At 72.2% G+C, this 14910-nt stretch carries 12 protein-coding genes and 1 pseudogene; 9 read left to right on the plus strand and 4 right to left on the minus strand.

Features of this window, described 5'->3' with window-relative positions:
* Nucleotides 1–322 precede the first annotated feature (322 nt).
* Both ACIPXC_RS09810 and ACIPXC_RS09815 read right to left on the minus strand, forming a co-directional pair.
* A pseudogene (locus ACIPXC_RS09810) lies at nucleotides 323–460 on the minus strand (MTH1187 family thiamine-binding protein); the annotation flags it as partial.
* Nucleotides 457–801, minus strand: a complete 345-nt coding sequence (locus ACIPXC_RS09815; protein WP_046776190.1) for a DUF3817 domain-containing protein — start codon at nucleotides 799–801, stop codon at nucleotides 457–459. The pseudogene ACIPXC_RS09810 and the gene ACIPXC_RS09815, both read right to left, overlap by 4 nt.
* A 186-nt stretch (nucleotides 802–987) precedes the next feature.
* On the opposite strand from ACIPXC_RS09815, the gene ACIPXC_RS09820 reads away from it, so the two are divergent.
* The 4 genes from ACIPXC_RS09820 to ACIPXC_RS09835 all read left to right on the plus strand — a co-directional run bounded on the left by ACIPXC_RS09820 (nucleotide 988) and on the right by ACIPXC_RS09835 (nucleotide 3632).
* The gene (locus ACIPXC_RS09820; protein ID WP_401615346.1) at nucleotides 988–1626 is read left to right on the plus strand and encodes an AIM24 family protein; all 639 of its coding nucleotides are present in this window, start codon (nucleotides 988–990) and stop codon (nucleotides 1624–1626) included.
* Nucleotides 1626–2276 (plus strand): AIM24 family protein, encoded by a 651-nt coding sequence (locus ACIPXC_RS09825; protein ID WP_401615348.1) that lies wholly within the window; start codon nucleotides 1626–1628, stop codon nucleotides 2274–2276. The genes ACIPXC_RS09820 and ACIPXC_RS09825 overlap by 1 nt, the downstream gene beginning before the upstream one ends.
* 14 nt (nucleotides 2277–2290) lie before the next feature.
* Nucleotides 2291–3091 (plus strand): AIM24 family protein, encoded by an 801-nt coding sequence (locus ACIPXC_RS09830; RefSeq protein WP_401615559.1) that lies wholly within the window; start codon nucleotides 2291–2293, stop codon nucleotides 3089–3091.
* Between the two features lie 64 nt (nucleotides 3092–3155).
* Nucleotides 3156–3632 (plus strand): MarR family winged helix-turn-helix transcriptional regulator, encoded by a 477-nt coding sequence (locus tag ACIPXC_RS09835; RefSeq protein ID WP_401615561.1) that lies wholly within the window; start codon nucleotides 3156–3158, stop codon nucleotides 3630–3632.
* Nucleotides 3633–4250: 618 nt separating this feature from the next.
* On the opposite strand, the gene meaB is transcribed toward ACIPXC_RS09835, so the two are convergent.
* Both meaB and ACIPXC_RS09845 read right to left on the minus strand, forming a co-directional pair.
* On the minus strand, nucleotides 4251–5213 hold the full coding sequence (gene meaB, locus ACIPXC_RS09840; protein WP_030964224.1) for a methylmalonyl Co-A mutase-associated GTPase MeaB: 963 nt from the start codon (nucleotides 5211–5213) through the stop codon (nucleotides 4251–4253).
* Nucleotides 5214–5289: 76 nt separating this feature from the next.
* The gene (locus tag ACIPXC_RS09845; RefSeq protein WP_401615350.1) at nucleotides 5290–6489 is read right to left on the minus strand and encodes an acetyl-CoA C-acetyltransferase; all 1200 of its coding nucleotides are present in this window, start codon (nucleotides 6487–6489) and stop codon (nucleotides 5290–5292) included.
* Between the two features lie 135 nt (nucleotides 6490–6624).
* Here ACIPXC_RS09845 and mce point away from each other — a divergent pair, with 135 nt between their 5' ends.
* The 5 genes from mce to ACIPXC_RS09870 all read left to right on the plus strand — a co-directional run bounded on the left by mce (nucleotide 6625) and on the right by ACIPXC_RS09870 (nucleotide 14827).
* Entirely contained in the window at nucleotides 6625–7053 is a 429-nt protein-coding gene (gene mce / locus ACIPXC_RS09850) for a methylmalonyl-CoA epimerase (protein ID WP_401615352.1), read from the plus strand.
* A gap of 189 nt (nucleotides 7054–7242) precedes the next feature.
* Nucleotides 7243–11799: a polarized growth protein Scy gene (gene scy / locus ACIPXC_RS09855; protein WP_401615353.1), complete on the plus strand. Its 4557-nt coding sequence runs from the start codon at nucleotides 7243–7245 to the stop codon at nucleotides 11797–11799.
* Nucleotides 11800–11995: 196 nt separating this feature from the next.
* Nucleotides 11996–12934 (plus strand): cellulose-binding protein, encoded by a 939-nt coding sequence (locus tag ACIPXC_RS09860; protein ID WP_030964228.1) that lies wholly within the window; start codon nucleotides 11996–11998, stop codon nucleotides 12932–12934.
* Between the two features lie 100 nt (nucleotides 12935–13034).
* Nucleotides 13035–14048: an ABC transporter ATP-binding protein gene (locus tag ACIPXC_RS09865; RefSeq protein WP_401615356.1), complete on the plus strand. Its 1014-nt coding sequence runs from the start codon at nucleotides 13035–13037 to the stop codon at nucleotides 14046–14048.
* A gap of 2 nt (nucleotides 14049–14050) precedes the next feature.
* A complete protein-coding gene (locus tag ACIPXC_RS09870; protein ID WP_401615357.1) occupies nucleotides 14051–14827 on the plus strand; it encodes an ABC transporter permease in 777 nt (258 codons plus the stop codon).
* The last annotated feature ends 83 nt before the right edge of the window (nucleotides 14828–14910 follow it).

Below are 14910 nucleotides of genomic sequence, written 5' to 3' on the forward strand. Positions count from 1 at the left end.
CCACGCCGAGTGCCCCGGAGCATCCGAATGAGGCCCCGAGCGGCTGACGGAGAGGTGTTACTCACCTTGCGGGTCTCCCGGGACGGCGGACGGACGTACGGCCCGCAGAGGGCGGTACACAGCTCCGAGGAGTTGCCGCCGCTGGTCTCCGCCGCGTGGCCCCCGTGCCGTTGTCCCCGGTGCGACGTGGGCCGGTAGCCCGAAGGTTCCGCCCCCTACCGTGATCGCGGCGGCGCGAGGCGGCAGAGGGGGGACACCGCCCCGGTCTGGTTTCGCAAGTGGGCCAGGCCGGGGCTTCGCCATGTACTCAGAGGTACTCTCGTTCGCCCTCGACGGTGGTGAACAGGGCGTCGGTGCGGTTCGGCAGCCCGGACTCGCGGACCACGCGGACCGCGTCGGCGACGTATTCCCCCACCTCTTCGCCGACCCCGAGCGGGGTCACCGAGAACGCGACGATCACGCCTGGGCCGCCTCGCGGGCACGGGCCGCGACCACGCTGTCGGCCTCTTCGCGCTTGAGCAGCTTGTCGCCGTAGAGGCCGCCCAGGGGCACCACCGAGAGGACGAAGAAGAACAGGACCTTCTTGAAGGGCCACTTCGCCTTGTACCACACGTCCAGCAGCAGCACCGAGTAGACCATGAACAGGAACGCGTGCAGAAGGCCCAGCGGCAGCAGCAGGTAGTCGATGTCCGAGATCCGGCTCAGCAGCGAGCCGAAGATCAGCAGGGCCGGGAACGACAGCGCCTCCGGGACGGAGACGAGGCGCAGGCGGTGCAGGGCGGAGGCGGTCTTGATGTCCACGTGGAACCTTCGGGGGTGGAGGCCAGGGTCGCCTCCAGTGTCTCAGCCGCTTTACGGGATCTTGACCCGGCCCCGCCGCCCGGCCCCCGCCGGGAGGGACCGGGAACGCTCCCAAACGCCCGGGTGTGTCATATATCAGGCCACGGGACTCTGTTCGGGTCCGCCCGCTGCCGATAACGTCTCCCCGTGGCTCAGTTCCGACTCCAAGGCAGCAAGGTGCTGGCCGTCGACCTGACCGGGGACGCCGTGAAAGCGAAGAACGGCTCCATGGTCGCGTACGACGGGCAGATGGCCTTCAAGAAGATGACCGGCGGTGGCGAAGGCCTCCGCGGCATGGTGACCCGCCGGCTGACCGGCGAACAGATGACGGTGATGGAGGTACAGGGACACGGCACCTGCTTCTTCGCCGACCGCGCGAGTGAGATCAATCTGGTCGATCTGCGCGGCGAGAAGCTCTACGTCGAGTCCAGCAACCTGCTGTGCACCGACGCCGGACTGCGCACCGGCACCAGCTTCACCGGGCTGCGGGGCGCCTCGACGGGCAACGGCCTCTTCACCACGACGGTCGAGGGATCGGGCCAGGCCGCGATCCTCTCCGACGGTCCGGCCGTGGTGCTGCGCGTGAGCGCCCAGTACCCGCTGTCCGTCGACCCGGGGGCGTACATTGCGCACACCGGAAACCTCCAGCAGTCCTTCCAGTCCGGTGTGACGTTCCGCACGTTCATGGGCGAGGGCTCCGGCGAGGCGTTCCAGATCCGCTTCGAGGGCGAGGGCCTGGTCTACGTGCAGCCCAGCGAGCGCAACACCATCGGGGGCGACGTCTGATGCCGTTCCGCGAGATCAACTCGAAGATGGTCGAGGCCCAGGTCGTCCCGGGCCAGAGGATGTTCAGCCAGCGCGGAGCGATGCTCGCCTACCGCGGCGACGTCTCCTTCACCCCGAGCCTGACGGGCGGTCAGGGCGGGGTCATGAGCATGATCGGGCGCCGCGTGGCGAACGAGCAGACCCCGCTGATGACGGTCGAGGGCAGCGGCACCGTGATGTTCGGCCACGGCGGCCACCACATCCAGGTGATCAACCTGGCCGGCGAGACCCTCTACGTCGAGGCCGACCGGCTGCTCGCCTTCGACGGGACCCTCCAGCAGGGCACCATGTTCATGGGCTCGCAGGGCGGGGTCATGGGCATGGTCCGCGGCCAGGTGACCGGCCAGGGCCTGTTCACCACCACTCTCAAGGGCCACGGCTCGGTCGCCGTGATGGCCCACGGCGGGGTCATCGAACTCCCCATCACCCCGAACCGGCCCGTCCACGTGGACCCCCAGGCCTACGTGGCCCACCACGGGGACGTCAGGAACAAGCTCTCCACCGCCCTCGGCTGGCGGGACATGGTGGGGCGCGGCTCGGGCGAGGCGTTCCAGCTGGAACTGTCCGGTCAGGGCGCGGTGTACGTACAGGCCTCCGAGGAGAAGCTGTGAACTTTGGCCCCGTGATGGGCGGACCCAGCGGCCCGACGGTCTTCGACCCGTACACGCTGCCCTCCGACGACAACGTGAACGCGTACACCTTCTGCGTGGAGCTCAAGGGGAGCCAGTGGTTCCTGCAGAAGGGCAAGATGATCTCGTACTACGGGCGCATCGAGTTCAACGGCATCGGCAACGGCCGCTTCGACCGGCTACTGCGCACCAGCTTCCACTCCCCGCTGCACGCCAGCGACTGGGTCGTGGCCGAGGGCCAGGGCAAGATGCTGCTGGCCGACCGGGCCTTCGACGTGAACTCGTACGACCTGGACAACGGCAACCTGACGATCCGGTCGGGCAACCTGCTGGCGTACCAGCCCTCGCTCGCCCTGAAGCAGTCCATCGTCCCGGGCTTCCTGACACTGATCGGGACCGGGAAGTTCGTGGCGGCCTCCAACGGGCCGGTGGTGTTCATGGAGCCGCCGCTGCGCGTGGACCCGCAGGCGCTCGTCGGATGGGCGGACTGCCCGTCTCCCTGTCACCATTACGATCACGGCTACATGTCCGGCGTGATGGGCGGACTGCGCTCGCTGACCGGCGTCGGGGGCACCTCGGGCGAGGAGCACCAGTTCGAGTTCGTCGGAGCCGGAACGGTGCTCCTTCAGTCCTCGGAGATGCTGATGGCGGAGCAGTCGGTCGGCGCGGTGGGCGCCGGGGCGGCCACGGGCGACGCGCAGGGCGTGCCAGGTGCCGGCCAGGGGCCGCTGGGGCAGATCGGTGTGCCGCGGATGCCCGGGCAGCTGGGTGACCTCCAGCGCCGCTTCGGACTGTGACGGCCGGGACCTCCAACCTTTGTACGCAATTCAACTTTTTAGGTAGAGTTCATTCATGGAGACCATGGAGACCGAGACGGCCACGCGCTGGCTGACCGACGCGGAGCAGTGCGCCTGGCGCACCCACCTGGACGTCAGCCGGCTCCTTATGCACCAGCTGGAAAAGGATCTCCAGCCCTTCGGGCTCACCAACAACGACTACGAGATCCTCGTGAACCTCTCGGAGTCGCAGGACCACCGGATGCGCATGAGCGACCTCGCGACCGCCACCCTGCAGTCGAAGAGCCGGCTGTCGCACCAGATCACGCGCATGGAGACGGCGGGCCTGGTCCGCCGGGTCAACTGCGAGTCCGACCGCCGCGGCCTGTACGCGGTGCTCACGGACGAGGGCATGGAGACGATGCGGAAGGTCGCCCCGCACCACGTGGCGTCCGTCCGCCAGCACTTCATCGACCTGCTGTCGCCGGAGGCCCTGGCGGCGCTGCGCGCCTCGCTGACCCCGGTCGCGGAGCACCTGCGCGGCACCCGCGGCAAGGTCTGAGCCGGGCGCTCGGCGCCCCCGGCGGGGCGGCGGACCGGACCGGGGCGGTGAGCGCCCGCTGCCGGCCGCCGCCGAGCACGCGTGAGCGCCATGGCCGGCCCGAGCAGGTCCCGCCGAGCCCTCCTGCCGTGCGCGGGCGGGCCCGGGCTGCGGGACCCGTGCCCCGGCGTCGCGGGCCCGCGACGCAGGGGCCGGTGAAGCCCCGGCACACCGTACGGCCCCTCGCGCGACGGGCCAGCCCCGCCCGACGGGCCCGCACGGCTCAGCGGCGAAAGGGACCGGGCCACCGTCCGACGGCCCGCGGCGGGTGGCGCGGACGGCTGAAGCACGCCGCGCAGCCGCCGGACCGCCCCGTCGACCTCGCCGGAGGGCGCCCGGCGGCGAAAGGGACCGGGCCACCGTCCGACGGCCCGCGGCGGGTGGCGCGGACGGCTGAAGCACGCCGCGCAGCCGCCGGACCGCCCCGTCGACCTCGCCGGAGGGCGCCCGGCGGCGAAAGGGACCGGGCCACCGTCCGACGGCCCGCGGCGGGTGGCGCGGACGGCTGAAGCACGCCGCGCAGCCGCCGGACCCGCCCCGTCGACCTCGCCGGAGGCGGCGGGCGGCGGGCGGCGGGCGTCAGGCCTCCGTGAGGGTCGCCAGGAGGGCGTCGGCGGCCGCGTACGGGTCCAGGTCGCCCTCGGCGACCCTGGCGGCCAGCGCGCCGAGGTGGGCGTCGCCGTGGACGTCCGCCATCCGCGCCCGCAGCGCCGTCACCGCGATCGTCTCGACCTCCCGCGCGGCCCGGGCCGCGCGCCGCTCGGCCAGCACTCCGCGCTCGTCCATCCACGCCCGGTGCTTCTCCAGCGCCTCGACGACCTCGTCGATGCCCTGGCCGCGGGCCGCGACCGTCTTCACGATCGGCGGCCGCCAGTCGTCCCGGCCGCGCGCCTCGCCCAGCCCCAGCATGTGGTTCAGCTCCCGGGCGGTCGCGTCCGCGCCGTCCCGGTCGGCCTTGTTGACCACGTACACGTCGCCGATCTCCAGGATGCCCGCCTTCGCGGCCTGGATCCCGTCGCCCATCCCGGGGGCCAGCAGCACCACCGAGGTGTCGGCCTGCGAGGCGATCTCCACCTCCGACTGCCCGACCCCGACCGTCTCGACGAGGATCACGTCGCAGCCGGCCGCGTCCAGGACCCGGATCGCCTGCGGCGCAGCCCACGCGAGACCGCCCAGGTGGCCGCGGGTGGCCATGGAGCGGATGTAGACCCCCGGGTCGGAGGCGTGGTCCGACATCCGCACGCGGTCGCCGAGCAGCGCCCCGCCCGAGAAGGGCGAGGACGGGTCGACGGCGAGGACGCCCACGCGCTTGCCCGCCCGGCGGTACGCGGACACCAGCGCCGAGGTCGACGTCGACTTGCCGACGCCCGGCGACCCGGTCAGGCCCACCACGTACGCCCCGCCCGTCAGCGGGGCCAGCGCGGCCATCACCTCGCGCAGCTGCGGGGACGCCCCCTCGACCAGCGAGATCAGCCGGGCCACCGCTCTCGGCCTGCCCTCACGCGCCTGGGCCACCAGCTGGGGGACGTCCACCGCCGTCATACGTGCTGCGCTCCTCGGTTCTCGTACGGGATACGTGGGGGCCGCCGGGCCAGGTACGGCCCGGCGGCCGGGCCGCCTACTTGGCGACGCGCACGATCAGCGCGTCACCCTGGCCGCCGCCACCGCACAGCGCGGCCGCGCCGACCCCGCCGCCGCGGCGCTTGAGCTCCAGCGCCAGGTGCAGCACCACACGGGCGCCGGACATGCCGATCGGGTGGCCCAGGGCGATGGCGCCACCGTTGACGTTCACCTTTTCCGGGGTCACGCCCAGGTCCTTCATTGACTGCACGGCGACCGCGGCGAAAGCCTCGTTGATCTCGATGAGGTCCAGGTCGGAGACCTCCAGGCCCTCCTTCTTCAGGGCGTGCAGGATCGCGTTGGACGGCTGCGACTGGAGGGAGTTGTCCGGGCCGGCCACGTTGCCGTGGGCGCCGATCTCCGCGATCCACTCCAGACCGAGCTCCTCGGCCTTCGCCTTGCTCATCACGACCACGGCGGCCGCGCCGTCGCTGATCTGCGAGGAGGTGCCGGCCGTGATCGTGCCGTCCTTGGCGAAGGCGGGACGCAGCTTGCCCAGGGACTCCACGGTGGTCTCGGGGCGGATGCCCTCGTCCGCCGAGAAGATCACCGGGTCGCCCTTGCGCTGCGGGATCTCGACCGGGGTGATCTCGGCCTCGAAGACGCCGTTCTTCCGGGCGGCGGCGGCGCGCTGGTGCGAGGCCGCGGCGAACTCGTCCTGCGGGGCGCGCTCGATGCCCAGGCGGGCGTTGTGCTTCTCGGTGGACTCGCCCATCGCGATGTTCTCGAAGGCGTCGGTGAGGCCGTCGTGGGCCATCGCGTCCAGCATCTCGATCGCGCCGTACTTGTAACCCTCGCGGGACTTCGGCAGCAGGTGCGGGGCGTTGGTCATCGACTCCTGCCCGCCCGCGACCACGATGTCGAACTCACCGGCGCGGATCAGCTGGTCGGCCAGGGCGATGGCGTCCAGGCCCGAGAGGCACACCTTGTTGATGGTCAGGGCGGGCACGTTCATCGGGATGCCGGCCTTGACCGCCGCCTGGCGGGCCGGGATCTGGCCCGCGCCGGCCTGGAGCACCTGGCCCATGATCACGTACTGGACCTGGTCGCCGGAGATCCCGGCCCGCTCCAGCGCGGACTTGATGGCGAAGCCGCCGAGGTCGGCACCGGAGAAGGACTTCAGCGAGCCGAGCAGCCGCCCCATGGGCGTGCGGGCCCCGGCGACGATCACGGAAGTGGTGTTGTTCGATCCGGACATGAGGCACAGCCCCTTGGATGAGGAGTGAACGAGGGTTTACGTGAATGTACTGGGCGGTACCGCAGCGGTCACCGGGCAGCCGGTGTGATCGCGCGCACGTTGCGTGACGACCCCCTTCGGCGGTGCACTGTCCCCATGCTGACAAGAATCGACCACATCGGGATCGCCTGCTTCGACCTGGACAAGACTGTCGAGTTCTACCGTGCCACGTACGGCTTCGAGGTGTTCCACACCGAGGTCAACGAGGAGCAGGGTGTCCGCGAGGCCATGTTGAAGATCAACGAAACCTCCGACGGCGGCGCCTCCTACATCCAGCTCCTGGAGCCCACCCGCGAGGACTCCGCGGTCGGCAAGTGGCTCGCGAAAAACGGAGAGGGCGTGCACCACATCGCCTTCGGCACCGAGGACGTGCTGGGCGACTCGGAGGCCATCCGCGGCAAGGGCGTCCGCGTGCTCTACGACCGGCCCCGCACCGGTTCGATGGGCTCCTCGATCACCTTCCTGCACCCCAAGGACTGCCACGGAGTCCTCACCGAACTGGTCACCTCCGGCCCCGACCATTGATGGACCACTGATGGCCCGATTCCCCGGCCGGTAGAGTGGCCATGGCTCGGCCGGGGTTCGGTGCGGAGAGGGTCGGGGCCTGTGACCCCTGCCCCGGTATCTGACACCATTCCCCCGGGGGCGTCGTTCAGCGGGCGAGCGATGCTCATTGGAGTGAGCTTGCGACCAGGGGACGGATGGGACCGCGCTGTGCGGGGCTACGAAAGCCAGGAGAGCCATCAGGCCGAGGCCGACCATCTCTCGCGCTTCGAGGCCGAGATGGAGCGGCTGAAGAAGGAGCGCGGGAAGGCCGTCCAGCACGCCGAGGACCTGGGTTACCAGGTCGAGGTGCTGCGCGCCAAGCTCCACGAGGTGCGCCGGGCCCTCGCGTCCCGCCCTGCCTACGACGGCGCGGACATGGGCTACCAGGCGGAGCAGCTGCTCCGCAACGCCCAGATCCAGGCCGACCAGATGCGCTCCGACGCCGAGCGCGAGCTGCGCGACGCCCGGGCGCAGACCCAGCGCATCCTGCAGGAGCACGCCGAGCACCAGGCGCGCCTGCAGGCCGAGCTGCACACCGAGGCCGTCAACCGGCGCCAGCGGCTGGACCAGGAGCTCAACGAGCGCCGCCAGACCGTCGAGGCGCACGTCAACGAGAACGTGGCCTGGGCCGAGCAGCTGCGTGCCCGTACCGAGGCACAGGCGCGCCGCCTCATGGAGGAGTCCCGCGCCGAGGCCGAGCAGTCCCTGAACGCGGCCCGCGCCGAGGCCGCCCGGGTCGCCGAGGAGACCCGGCGCCGGATGGCCTCCGACGCCGAGGCCGCCCGCGCGGAGGCCGAGTCCACGCTGCTGCGCGCCCGCAAGGAGGCCGAGCGGCTGCTGACCGCCGCCTCCACGCAGGCGCAGGAGGCCGCCCAGCACGCCGAACAGCTGCGTTCCACCACCTCCGCCGAGGCCGAGCAGACCCGGCAGCAGACGCTGGACCTCGGCCGGATCGCCGAATCCCGTGCGCAGGAGGCCGAGTCCGCGCTGCGCGAGGCCCGCGCCGAGGCGGAGAAGGTCCTCGCGGAGGCCAAGGAGAGCGCCTCGCGGCAGCTCGCGTCGGCGGAGTCCGTCAACGAACAGCGCACCCGCACCGCCAAGGAGCAGGTCGCCCGGCTGGTCGGCGAGGCCACCAAGGAGGCCGAACTCCTCAAGGCCGAGGCCGAGCAGGCCCTGGCCGACGCCCGCGCGGACGCCGAACGGCAGCGCACCGAGGCCGGCGAGCAGGCCCGTACCGCCGCCGCCGAGGACATGGCGGCGCAGCTGGCGAAGGCCGCCCGTACCGCCGAGGACGTGCTGAACAAGGCCTCGGAGGACGCCCGGGCCACCACCCGCGCCGCGTCCGAGGAGGCCGAGCGGATCCGCCGCGAGGCCGAGGCGGAGGCCGACCGGCTGCGCCTGCAGGCCGCGGCCACGGCCGACGAACTCAAGGGCGCCGCGAAGGACGACACCGAGGAGTACCGGGCCCGCACGGTCGAGCTTCAGGAAGAGGCCCGGCGGCTGCGCGGCGAGGCCGAGCAGCTGCGCGCGGAGGCCGTCGCCGAGGGCGAGCGGATCCGCGGCGAGGCCCGCCGCGAGGCGGTCCAGCAGATCGAGGAAGCGGCCAAGACGGCCGAGGAGCTGCTCGGCAAGGCCAAGTCGGACGCGGACGAGCTGCGTGCCGGGGCGACCACCGAGAGCGAGCGGGTCCGTGCCGAGGCCGTCGAGCGGGCCGGCACCCTGCGCAGGCAGGCCGAGGAGACCCTGGAGCGGACCCGCGCCGAGGCGGAACGGCTGCGCGGCGAGGCCGAGGAGCAGGCCGAGTCGGTCCGTGCCGAGGCGGACGCCGCGGCCCTGGCACGGCGCGAGGAGACCGAGCGGGCACTGGCCGCGAAGCGCGCCGAGGCCGATGAGGAGCTCGTACGGCTGCACACGGAGGCCGAGGGCCGGCTGACCACGGCGGAGCAGACGCTGCGTGACGCCCGCAGTGCGGCGGAGAACATCCGCCGCGAGACGGCCGAGGAGAACGACCGGCTGCGCGCCGAGTCGGCGGAACGCATCCGCACGCTCCGGACGCAGTCCGAGGCCGAGGCCGACCAGCTGCGCACCGAGGCGGCTCAGGACGCCGGCCGGGTGCGCGCCGAGGCCGAGCAGGTGGCCGTACGGCTGCGCGGCGAGGCCGAGGCCGAGGCGGAGCGCTTGCGCTCCGAGGCCCAGGAGACCGCGGACCGGCTGCGTGCGGAGGCCAAGGCGGCGGCCGAGCGGGTCGCCGCGGAGGCGGCCGAGGCGCTGGCCGCAGCGCAGGAGGAGGCCACCCGGCGCCGCCGCGAGTCCGAGGAGACCCTGGCGTCCGCCCGGACCGACGCCGACCAGGAGCGGGCGCAGGCCCGCGAGCAGAGCGAGGAGCTGCTGGCCGCGGCCCGCCGCCGCTCGGAGGAGGCCCAGGCCGAGGCGGCCCGCCTGACCGAGGAGGCCGAGAGCCGCGCCTCGGAGCTGGTGTCGGCGGCCGAGGCCACCGCCCAGCAGGTGCGCGACTCCGTGGCCGGGCTGCACGAGCAGGCCGAGGAGGAGATCTCCGGGCTGCGCAGCGCCGCCGAGCACGTGGCGGAGCGGACGAGGGCGGAGGCCGAGGAAGAGGCCGCCCGGGTCAGGGCCGACGCCCACGCGGAGCGGGAGCGGGCCGCCGAGGACGCCCACCGGATCCGCACCGAGGCGCGCACCGAGACGGACGCGGCGAAGGCGCTGGCCGAACGGACCGTCGGCGAGGCGATCGCCGAGGCCGAGCAGTTGCGCGCCGACACCGCCGAGTACGCCCAGCGGTTGCGTACCGAGGCCACGGACGCGCTGGCCGCCTCCGAGCGTGACGCCGCCCGCACCCGGGCGGACGCCCGCGACGACGCGAACCGCATCCGCGGTGAGGCGGCGGAGTCCCTGGAGGCCGCCCGCACCGAGGGCGCCCGGATCACGGCCGAGGCCTCGGCGGAGGCCGCGCGGATCACCGAGGAGACCCGCGCCGCGAACGCGGCCACGGTCGCCGACGCCGAGGCGGAGGCGGAGCGGATCACCACCGAGGCGGCGGAGGCTGCCGAGGCCACCCGCACCGAGGCCGCGGCCACGCTGGACGAGGCGCGCGCCGAGGGCAACCGGCTGCGCACCGAGGCCGCGGAGCAGGTCGACCGGCTCATCACGGAGGCCTCGGCGGAGGCGGACCGCCTCATCGAGGAGACCCGCGCCGCGAACGCGGCCACCGTGGGCGAGGCGGCGGCGGAGGCCGAGCGCCTCACCACCCAGGCGGCACGGCTCAAGGCGCAGGCGGCCGAGACACTGGCGAGCGCCGAGCGCGACGCCGCGAAGATCATGGTCGACTCGCGTGCCGAGGGCGACCGGCTCATCGACGAGACCCGGGTGGCCAACGAGGCCACGGTCGGCGAGGCCGCGGCGGAGGCCGAGCGGTTGCGCGCGGACGCGGCCCGGGGCCTGGAGGACGCCCGCGCGGAGGGCGGCCGGATCATCGGCGAGGCCACCGCGGAGGCGGACCGCGTCACGGCCGCGGCGGGCGAGACGCTGGCCGGCGCCGAGCGCGACGCCGAGCAGACGCTGGACGAGGCGCGCGCCGAGGCGAACCGGCTGCGCACCGAGGCGGCCGAGCAGGCGGACCGGCTCATCACGGAGGCGGCGTCCGAGGCGGACAAGCTGATCGAGCAGACCCGCAAGGACAACGAGCGCACGGTCGGCGAGGCGGCGTCCGAGGCGGAGCGGCTGCGTGCCGACGCCTCCGAGGCGCTGTCCTCGGCGCAGGAGCACGCGACCCGCACCCGGTCGGAGGCCGAGCGGGTCAAGGCGGAGGCCGCGTCCGCGGCGGAACGTACCCGCGCGGAGGCCCGCAAGGAGTCCGAGCGGCTGCTGGACGAGGCCCGCGAGGAGGCGAACAAGCGCCGCAGCGAGGCGGCGGAGCAGGTCGACCGGCTCATCACCGAGGCGGCGACGGAGGCGGACCACCTCACCGTCGAGGCGCAGAAGCAGGCCCTCGCCGCCACGACGGCGGCCGAGGAGCAGGCCGACGCCATGGTCGACGCGGCCCGCAAGGAGGCGGCGCGGATCACCTCGGAGGCCACCGTCGAGGGCAACTCCCTGGTGGAGAAGGCCCGTGCGGACGCCAACGAACTGCTGGTCGGTGCGCGCACGGACGCCGCCGCCATAAGGGAACGGGCTGAGGAGCTGCGCGGCCGCGTCGAGGGCGAGGTCGAGGAGCTGCACGAGCGGGCCCGCCGGGAGTCGGCCGAGCAGATGAAGTCGGCCGGCGAGCGCGTGGACAAGCTGGTGCGCGCGGCGACCGAACAGAGCGTCGAGGCCGAGGCGAAGGCCAAGGAACTGCTGTCGGACGCGAGCAGTGAGGCGAGCAAGGTCCGCATCGCCGCCGTCCGCAAGGCGGAGGCGCTGCTCAAGGAGGCCGAGCAGAAGAAGGCGGAGCTGGCCCGGAAGGCCGAGAGCGCGCTGGCGGAGGCCCAGGCGGAGGCCGAGCGCCTCGTCGAGGAGGGCCGCCGTGAGCTGGAGGTCCTGGTCCGCAGGCGGCAGGACATTCAGGGGGAGATCTCCCGTGTCCAGGACGTTCTTGAGGCGTTGGAATCATTCGAGGCGCCTTCGGGTGGCGGAAAGCCCACAGTCGGCGGGCAGGGCGCGGGGGGCGCCAAGGCCGGAGTGACAGCGGGATCCACTCGTTCGGGTGGCAAGTCGTCGGAGGGCTAGCCAAGGAGACCAGGATGTGCGCACCTGATGAAGGTTCAGGCGAACGGGTGACAAGCATTCCACCGCCTTGCCACTCAAAAGGGGTGTCATTGTCCAGATCAAACGCGGATTGACTCGATGACACGCCGTCTGGGCGCCTAGGATTCCCCTTAACACCTCACGTAGCACCTCATCGGTCTCATTCGACAGGAACCCCATGAGCGACACTTCCTCCCCCTTCGGCTTCGAGCTCGTGCGGCGTGGTTATGACCGCGGTCAGGTGGACGACCGCATTACCAAGCTGGTCTCCGACCGCGACAGCGCCCTTGGACGTATCAACTCTCTGGAAAAGCGGATCGAGGAGCTGCACCTCGAGACGCAGAACGCCCAGGCCCAGGTCAACGACGCGGAGCCGTCGTACGCGGGTCTCGGAGCCCGGGTCGAGAAGATCCTGCGGCTGGCCGAGGAGGAGGCGAAGGACCTGCGCGAGGAGGCCCGTCGCGCGGCCGAGCAGCACCGTGAGCTCGCCGAGTCGGCCGCCCAGCAGGTGCGCAACGACGCCGAGTCGTTCGCGGCGGACCGCAAGTCGAAGGCGGAGGACGAGGGCGTCCGCATCGTCGAGAAGGCCAAGGGCGACGCCGCCACCCTGCGCGCCGAGGCCCAGAAGGACGCGGCCTCCAAGCGCGAGGAGGCCGACGCGCTGTTCGAGGAGACCCGCGCCAAGGCCGCCCAGGCCGCCGCGGACTTCGAGACCAACCTGGCCAAGCGCCGTGAGCAGTCGGAGCGCGACCTGGCCTCCCGCCAGGCCAAGGCCGAGAAGCGCCTCGCGGAGATCGAGCACCGCGCCGAGCAGCTGCGTCTGGAGGCCGAGAAGCTGCGTACGGACGCCGAGCGCCGGGCCCGCCAGACGGTGGAGACCGCGCAGCGCCAGGCCGAGGACATCGTGGCCGACGCCAACGCCAAGGCGGACCGCATCCGCAGCGAGTCCGAGCGCGAGCTGGCGGCGCTCACCAACCGCCGCGACTCGATCAACGCGCAGCTGACCAACGTCCGCGAGATGCTGGCGACGCTCACCGGTGCGGCCGTCGCGGCGGCCAACCCGATCGCGGACGACGAGCCCGTCACGCGCGGAGTGCCGGCGCAGCAGAGCCGCTAGCACGCGGACATGACCCGCGGCTGGCCGAAGAGCCTGATCGAGGGCCCTATGTCACCCGTTCGAGGTGGCGTAGGGCCCTCGGGCGTTCTAGCGTGGCCGCATGATCGAGCTCGAGGAACTCACGAAACGATTCGGCGCCAAGACCGCCGTCAACAACCTCAGCTTCCAGGTCAGACCGGGGGTGGTGACCGGCTTCCTCGGCCCCAACGGGGCGGGCAAGTCCACGACCATGCGCATGATGCTCGACCTCGACAATCCGACCAGTGGTCAGGTCCGGATCTACGGGAAGCGCTACCGGGAACTCCAGGAACCGCTGAAGCACGTAGGGGCACTGCTGGACGCGAAGGCCATGCACGGCGGCCGCAGCGCGTACAACAACCTGCTCTGCCTGGCCCAGTCGAACGGCATCCCGCAGCGCCGGGTCGGCGAGGTGCTGGACCTGGTCGGGCTGACCCCCGTGGCCAGGAAGAAGTCCAAAGGATTTTCACTGGGCATGGGACAACGGCTGGGAATCGCCTCCGCATTGCTGGGCGATCCGAAGATCCTCATGCTCGACGAACCCGTCAATGGTCTGGACCCCGAGGGAATTCTCTGGATCCGCAATCTGATGAAGGGCCTGGCGGCGGAGGGCCGCACGATCTTCGTGTCCTCCCACCTGATGAGCGAAATGGCCCTGACCGCGGACCATTTGATCGTGATCGGTCAAGGAAGACTGCTGGCCGATACCTCTATGGCTGATTTCATCCACCAGAACTCCCGCAGTTACGTCCGCATGCGTTCACCGCAGCAGGAGCAGCTCAAGGACGTCCTGCACGAGGCCGGGATCAACGCCGTCGGCGTCCCCGCCACCGGCACGCTGGAGATCGACGGCGGGGACGCGGAGCAGCTCGGCGAGCTGGCCGCCCGCCACCGGATCGTGCTGCACGAACTCAGCCCGCAACGGGCTTCACTGGAGGAAGCGTTCATGCGCATGACGGCGGATTCCGTCGAGTACCACTCCCACGCGCCGGGCGCGCCCGGCGCGCCCGCCGACAACCCGGCCCGGCCGGCCGACGTCCCCGCCTGGGGCGCCGGCTTCGGCTCCGCCGACGCCGCGGGCAAGGGCGGGCGCTGACCATGGCCTTCACCTCCGTCCTCACCTCCGAGTGGACCAAGATCCGCACCGTCGCCTCCACCAGCTGGACGCTCGCGGTGGCCCTGATCGTCACCGTCGGCTTCGGCGCCCTGATCTCGACCGCGGCCAAGGCGGGCCTCGACAACATGAGCGCTCTCGAACGGGCCACCTTCGACCCCACCCTGGTGAGCTTCACCGGGATGCAGTTCGGCCAGCTGGCGATGATCGTCTTCGGTGTCATGGTGGTCAGCACCGAATACAGCACGGGCATGATCCGCACCTCGCTCGCCGCCGTGCCCGCGCGGGCCGGCTTCCTGTTCGGCAAGCTCACCGTGGCCACGGCGCTGGCCCTGCTGGTCGGGCTGCTGACCAGCTTCGTGTCGTTCTTCGTCGGCCAGGCGGTCCTGGGCGACCACGGCACCGACCTCGGCGGGGAGAACGTCCTGCGCGCGGTGGTCGGCGCCGGCGTGTACATGGCGCTGCTGGCGCTGTTCTCCATGGGCGTGGCCGCCATGCTGCGCAGCTCGGTCGCCGCGATCAGCATCCTGATCCCGTTCTTCCTGATCGTCTCGAACGCCCTCAACGCCTTCGAGGCGACCCGCACGTACGGCCAGTACCTGCCCGACGCGGCCGGGTCGAAGATCGTCCAGGTCGTGCCGAACGCCTTCGGCGGGACCGAGGCCCCGTACGGTCCGTGGGGCGGGCTCGGCATCATGGTCCTGTGGGTGGCCGCCTCGGTACTCGGGGGCTACCTCGTCCTCAGGAAGAGGGACGCCTGACGGCCTGCCCCCTCCTCAAGGACTACGGGTCATGCCAGGGTCGGCCTCGGGGACGGGTCAGGGATCCGGCCCGGGACGGAACC

The sequence above is a fragment of the Streptomyces sp. NPDC090021 genome, assembly GCF_044748225.1.
Lineage (GTDB): Bacteria > Actinomycetota > Actinomycetes > Streptomycetales > Streptomycetaceae > Streptomyces.

Bases quoted from the DNA above. Each gene is read 5' to 3' on its own strand.
- ACIPXC_RS09825 (WP_401615348.1), top strand. From the start codon at position 1,626: ATGCCGTTCCGCGAGATCAACTCGAAGATGGTCGAGGCCCAGGTCGTC.
- mce (WP_401615352.1), top strand. From the start codon at position 6,625: ATGCTGACAAGAATCGACCACATCGGGATCGCCTGCTTCGACCTGGAC.
- ACIPXC_RS09865 (WP_401615356.1), top strand. From the start codon at position 13,035: ATGATCGAGCTCGAGGAACTCACGAAACGATTCGGCGCCAAGACCGCC.
- ACIPXC_RS09845 (WP_401615350.1), bottom strand. From the start codon at position 6,489: ATGTCCGGATCGAACAACACCACTTCCGTGATCGTCGCCGGGGCCCGC.
- ACIPXC_RS09860 (WP_030964228.1), top strand. From the start codon at position 11,996: ATGAGCGACACTTCCTCCCCCTTCGGCTTCGAGCTCGTGCGGCGTGGT.
- meaB (WP_030964224.1), bottom strand. From the start codon at position 5,213: ATGACGGCGGTGGACGTCCCCCAGCTGGTGGCCCAGGCGCGTGAGGGC.
- ACIPXC_RS09870 (WP_401615357.1), top strand. From the start codon at position 14,051: ATGGCCTTCACCTCCGTCCTCACCTCCGAGTGGACCAAGATCCGCACC.
- ACIPXC_RS09835 (WP_401615561.1), top strand. From the start codon at position 3,156: ATGGAGACCGAGACGGCCACGCGCTGGCTGACCGACGCGGAGCAGTGC.
- ACIPXC_RS09830 (WP_401615559.1), top strand. From the start codon at position 2,291: ATGGGCGGACCCAGCGGCCCGACGGTCTTCGACCCGTACACGCTGCCC.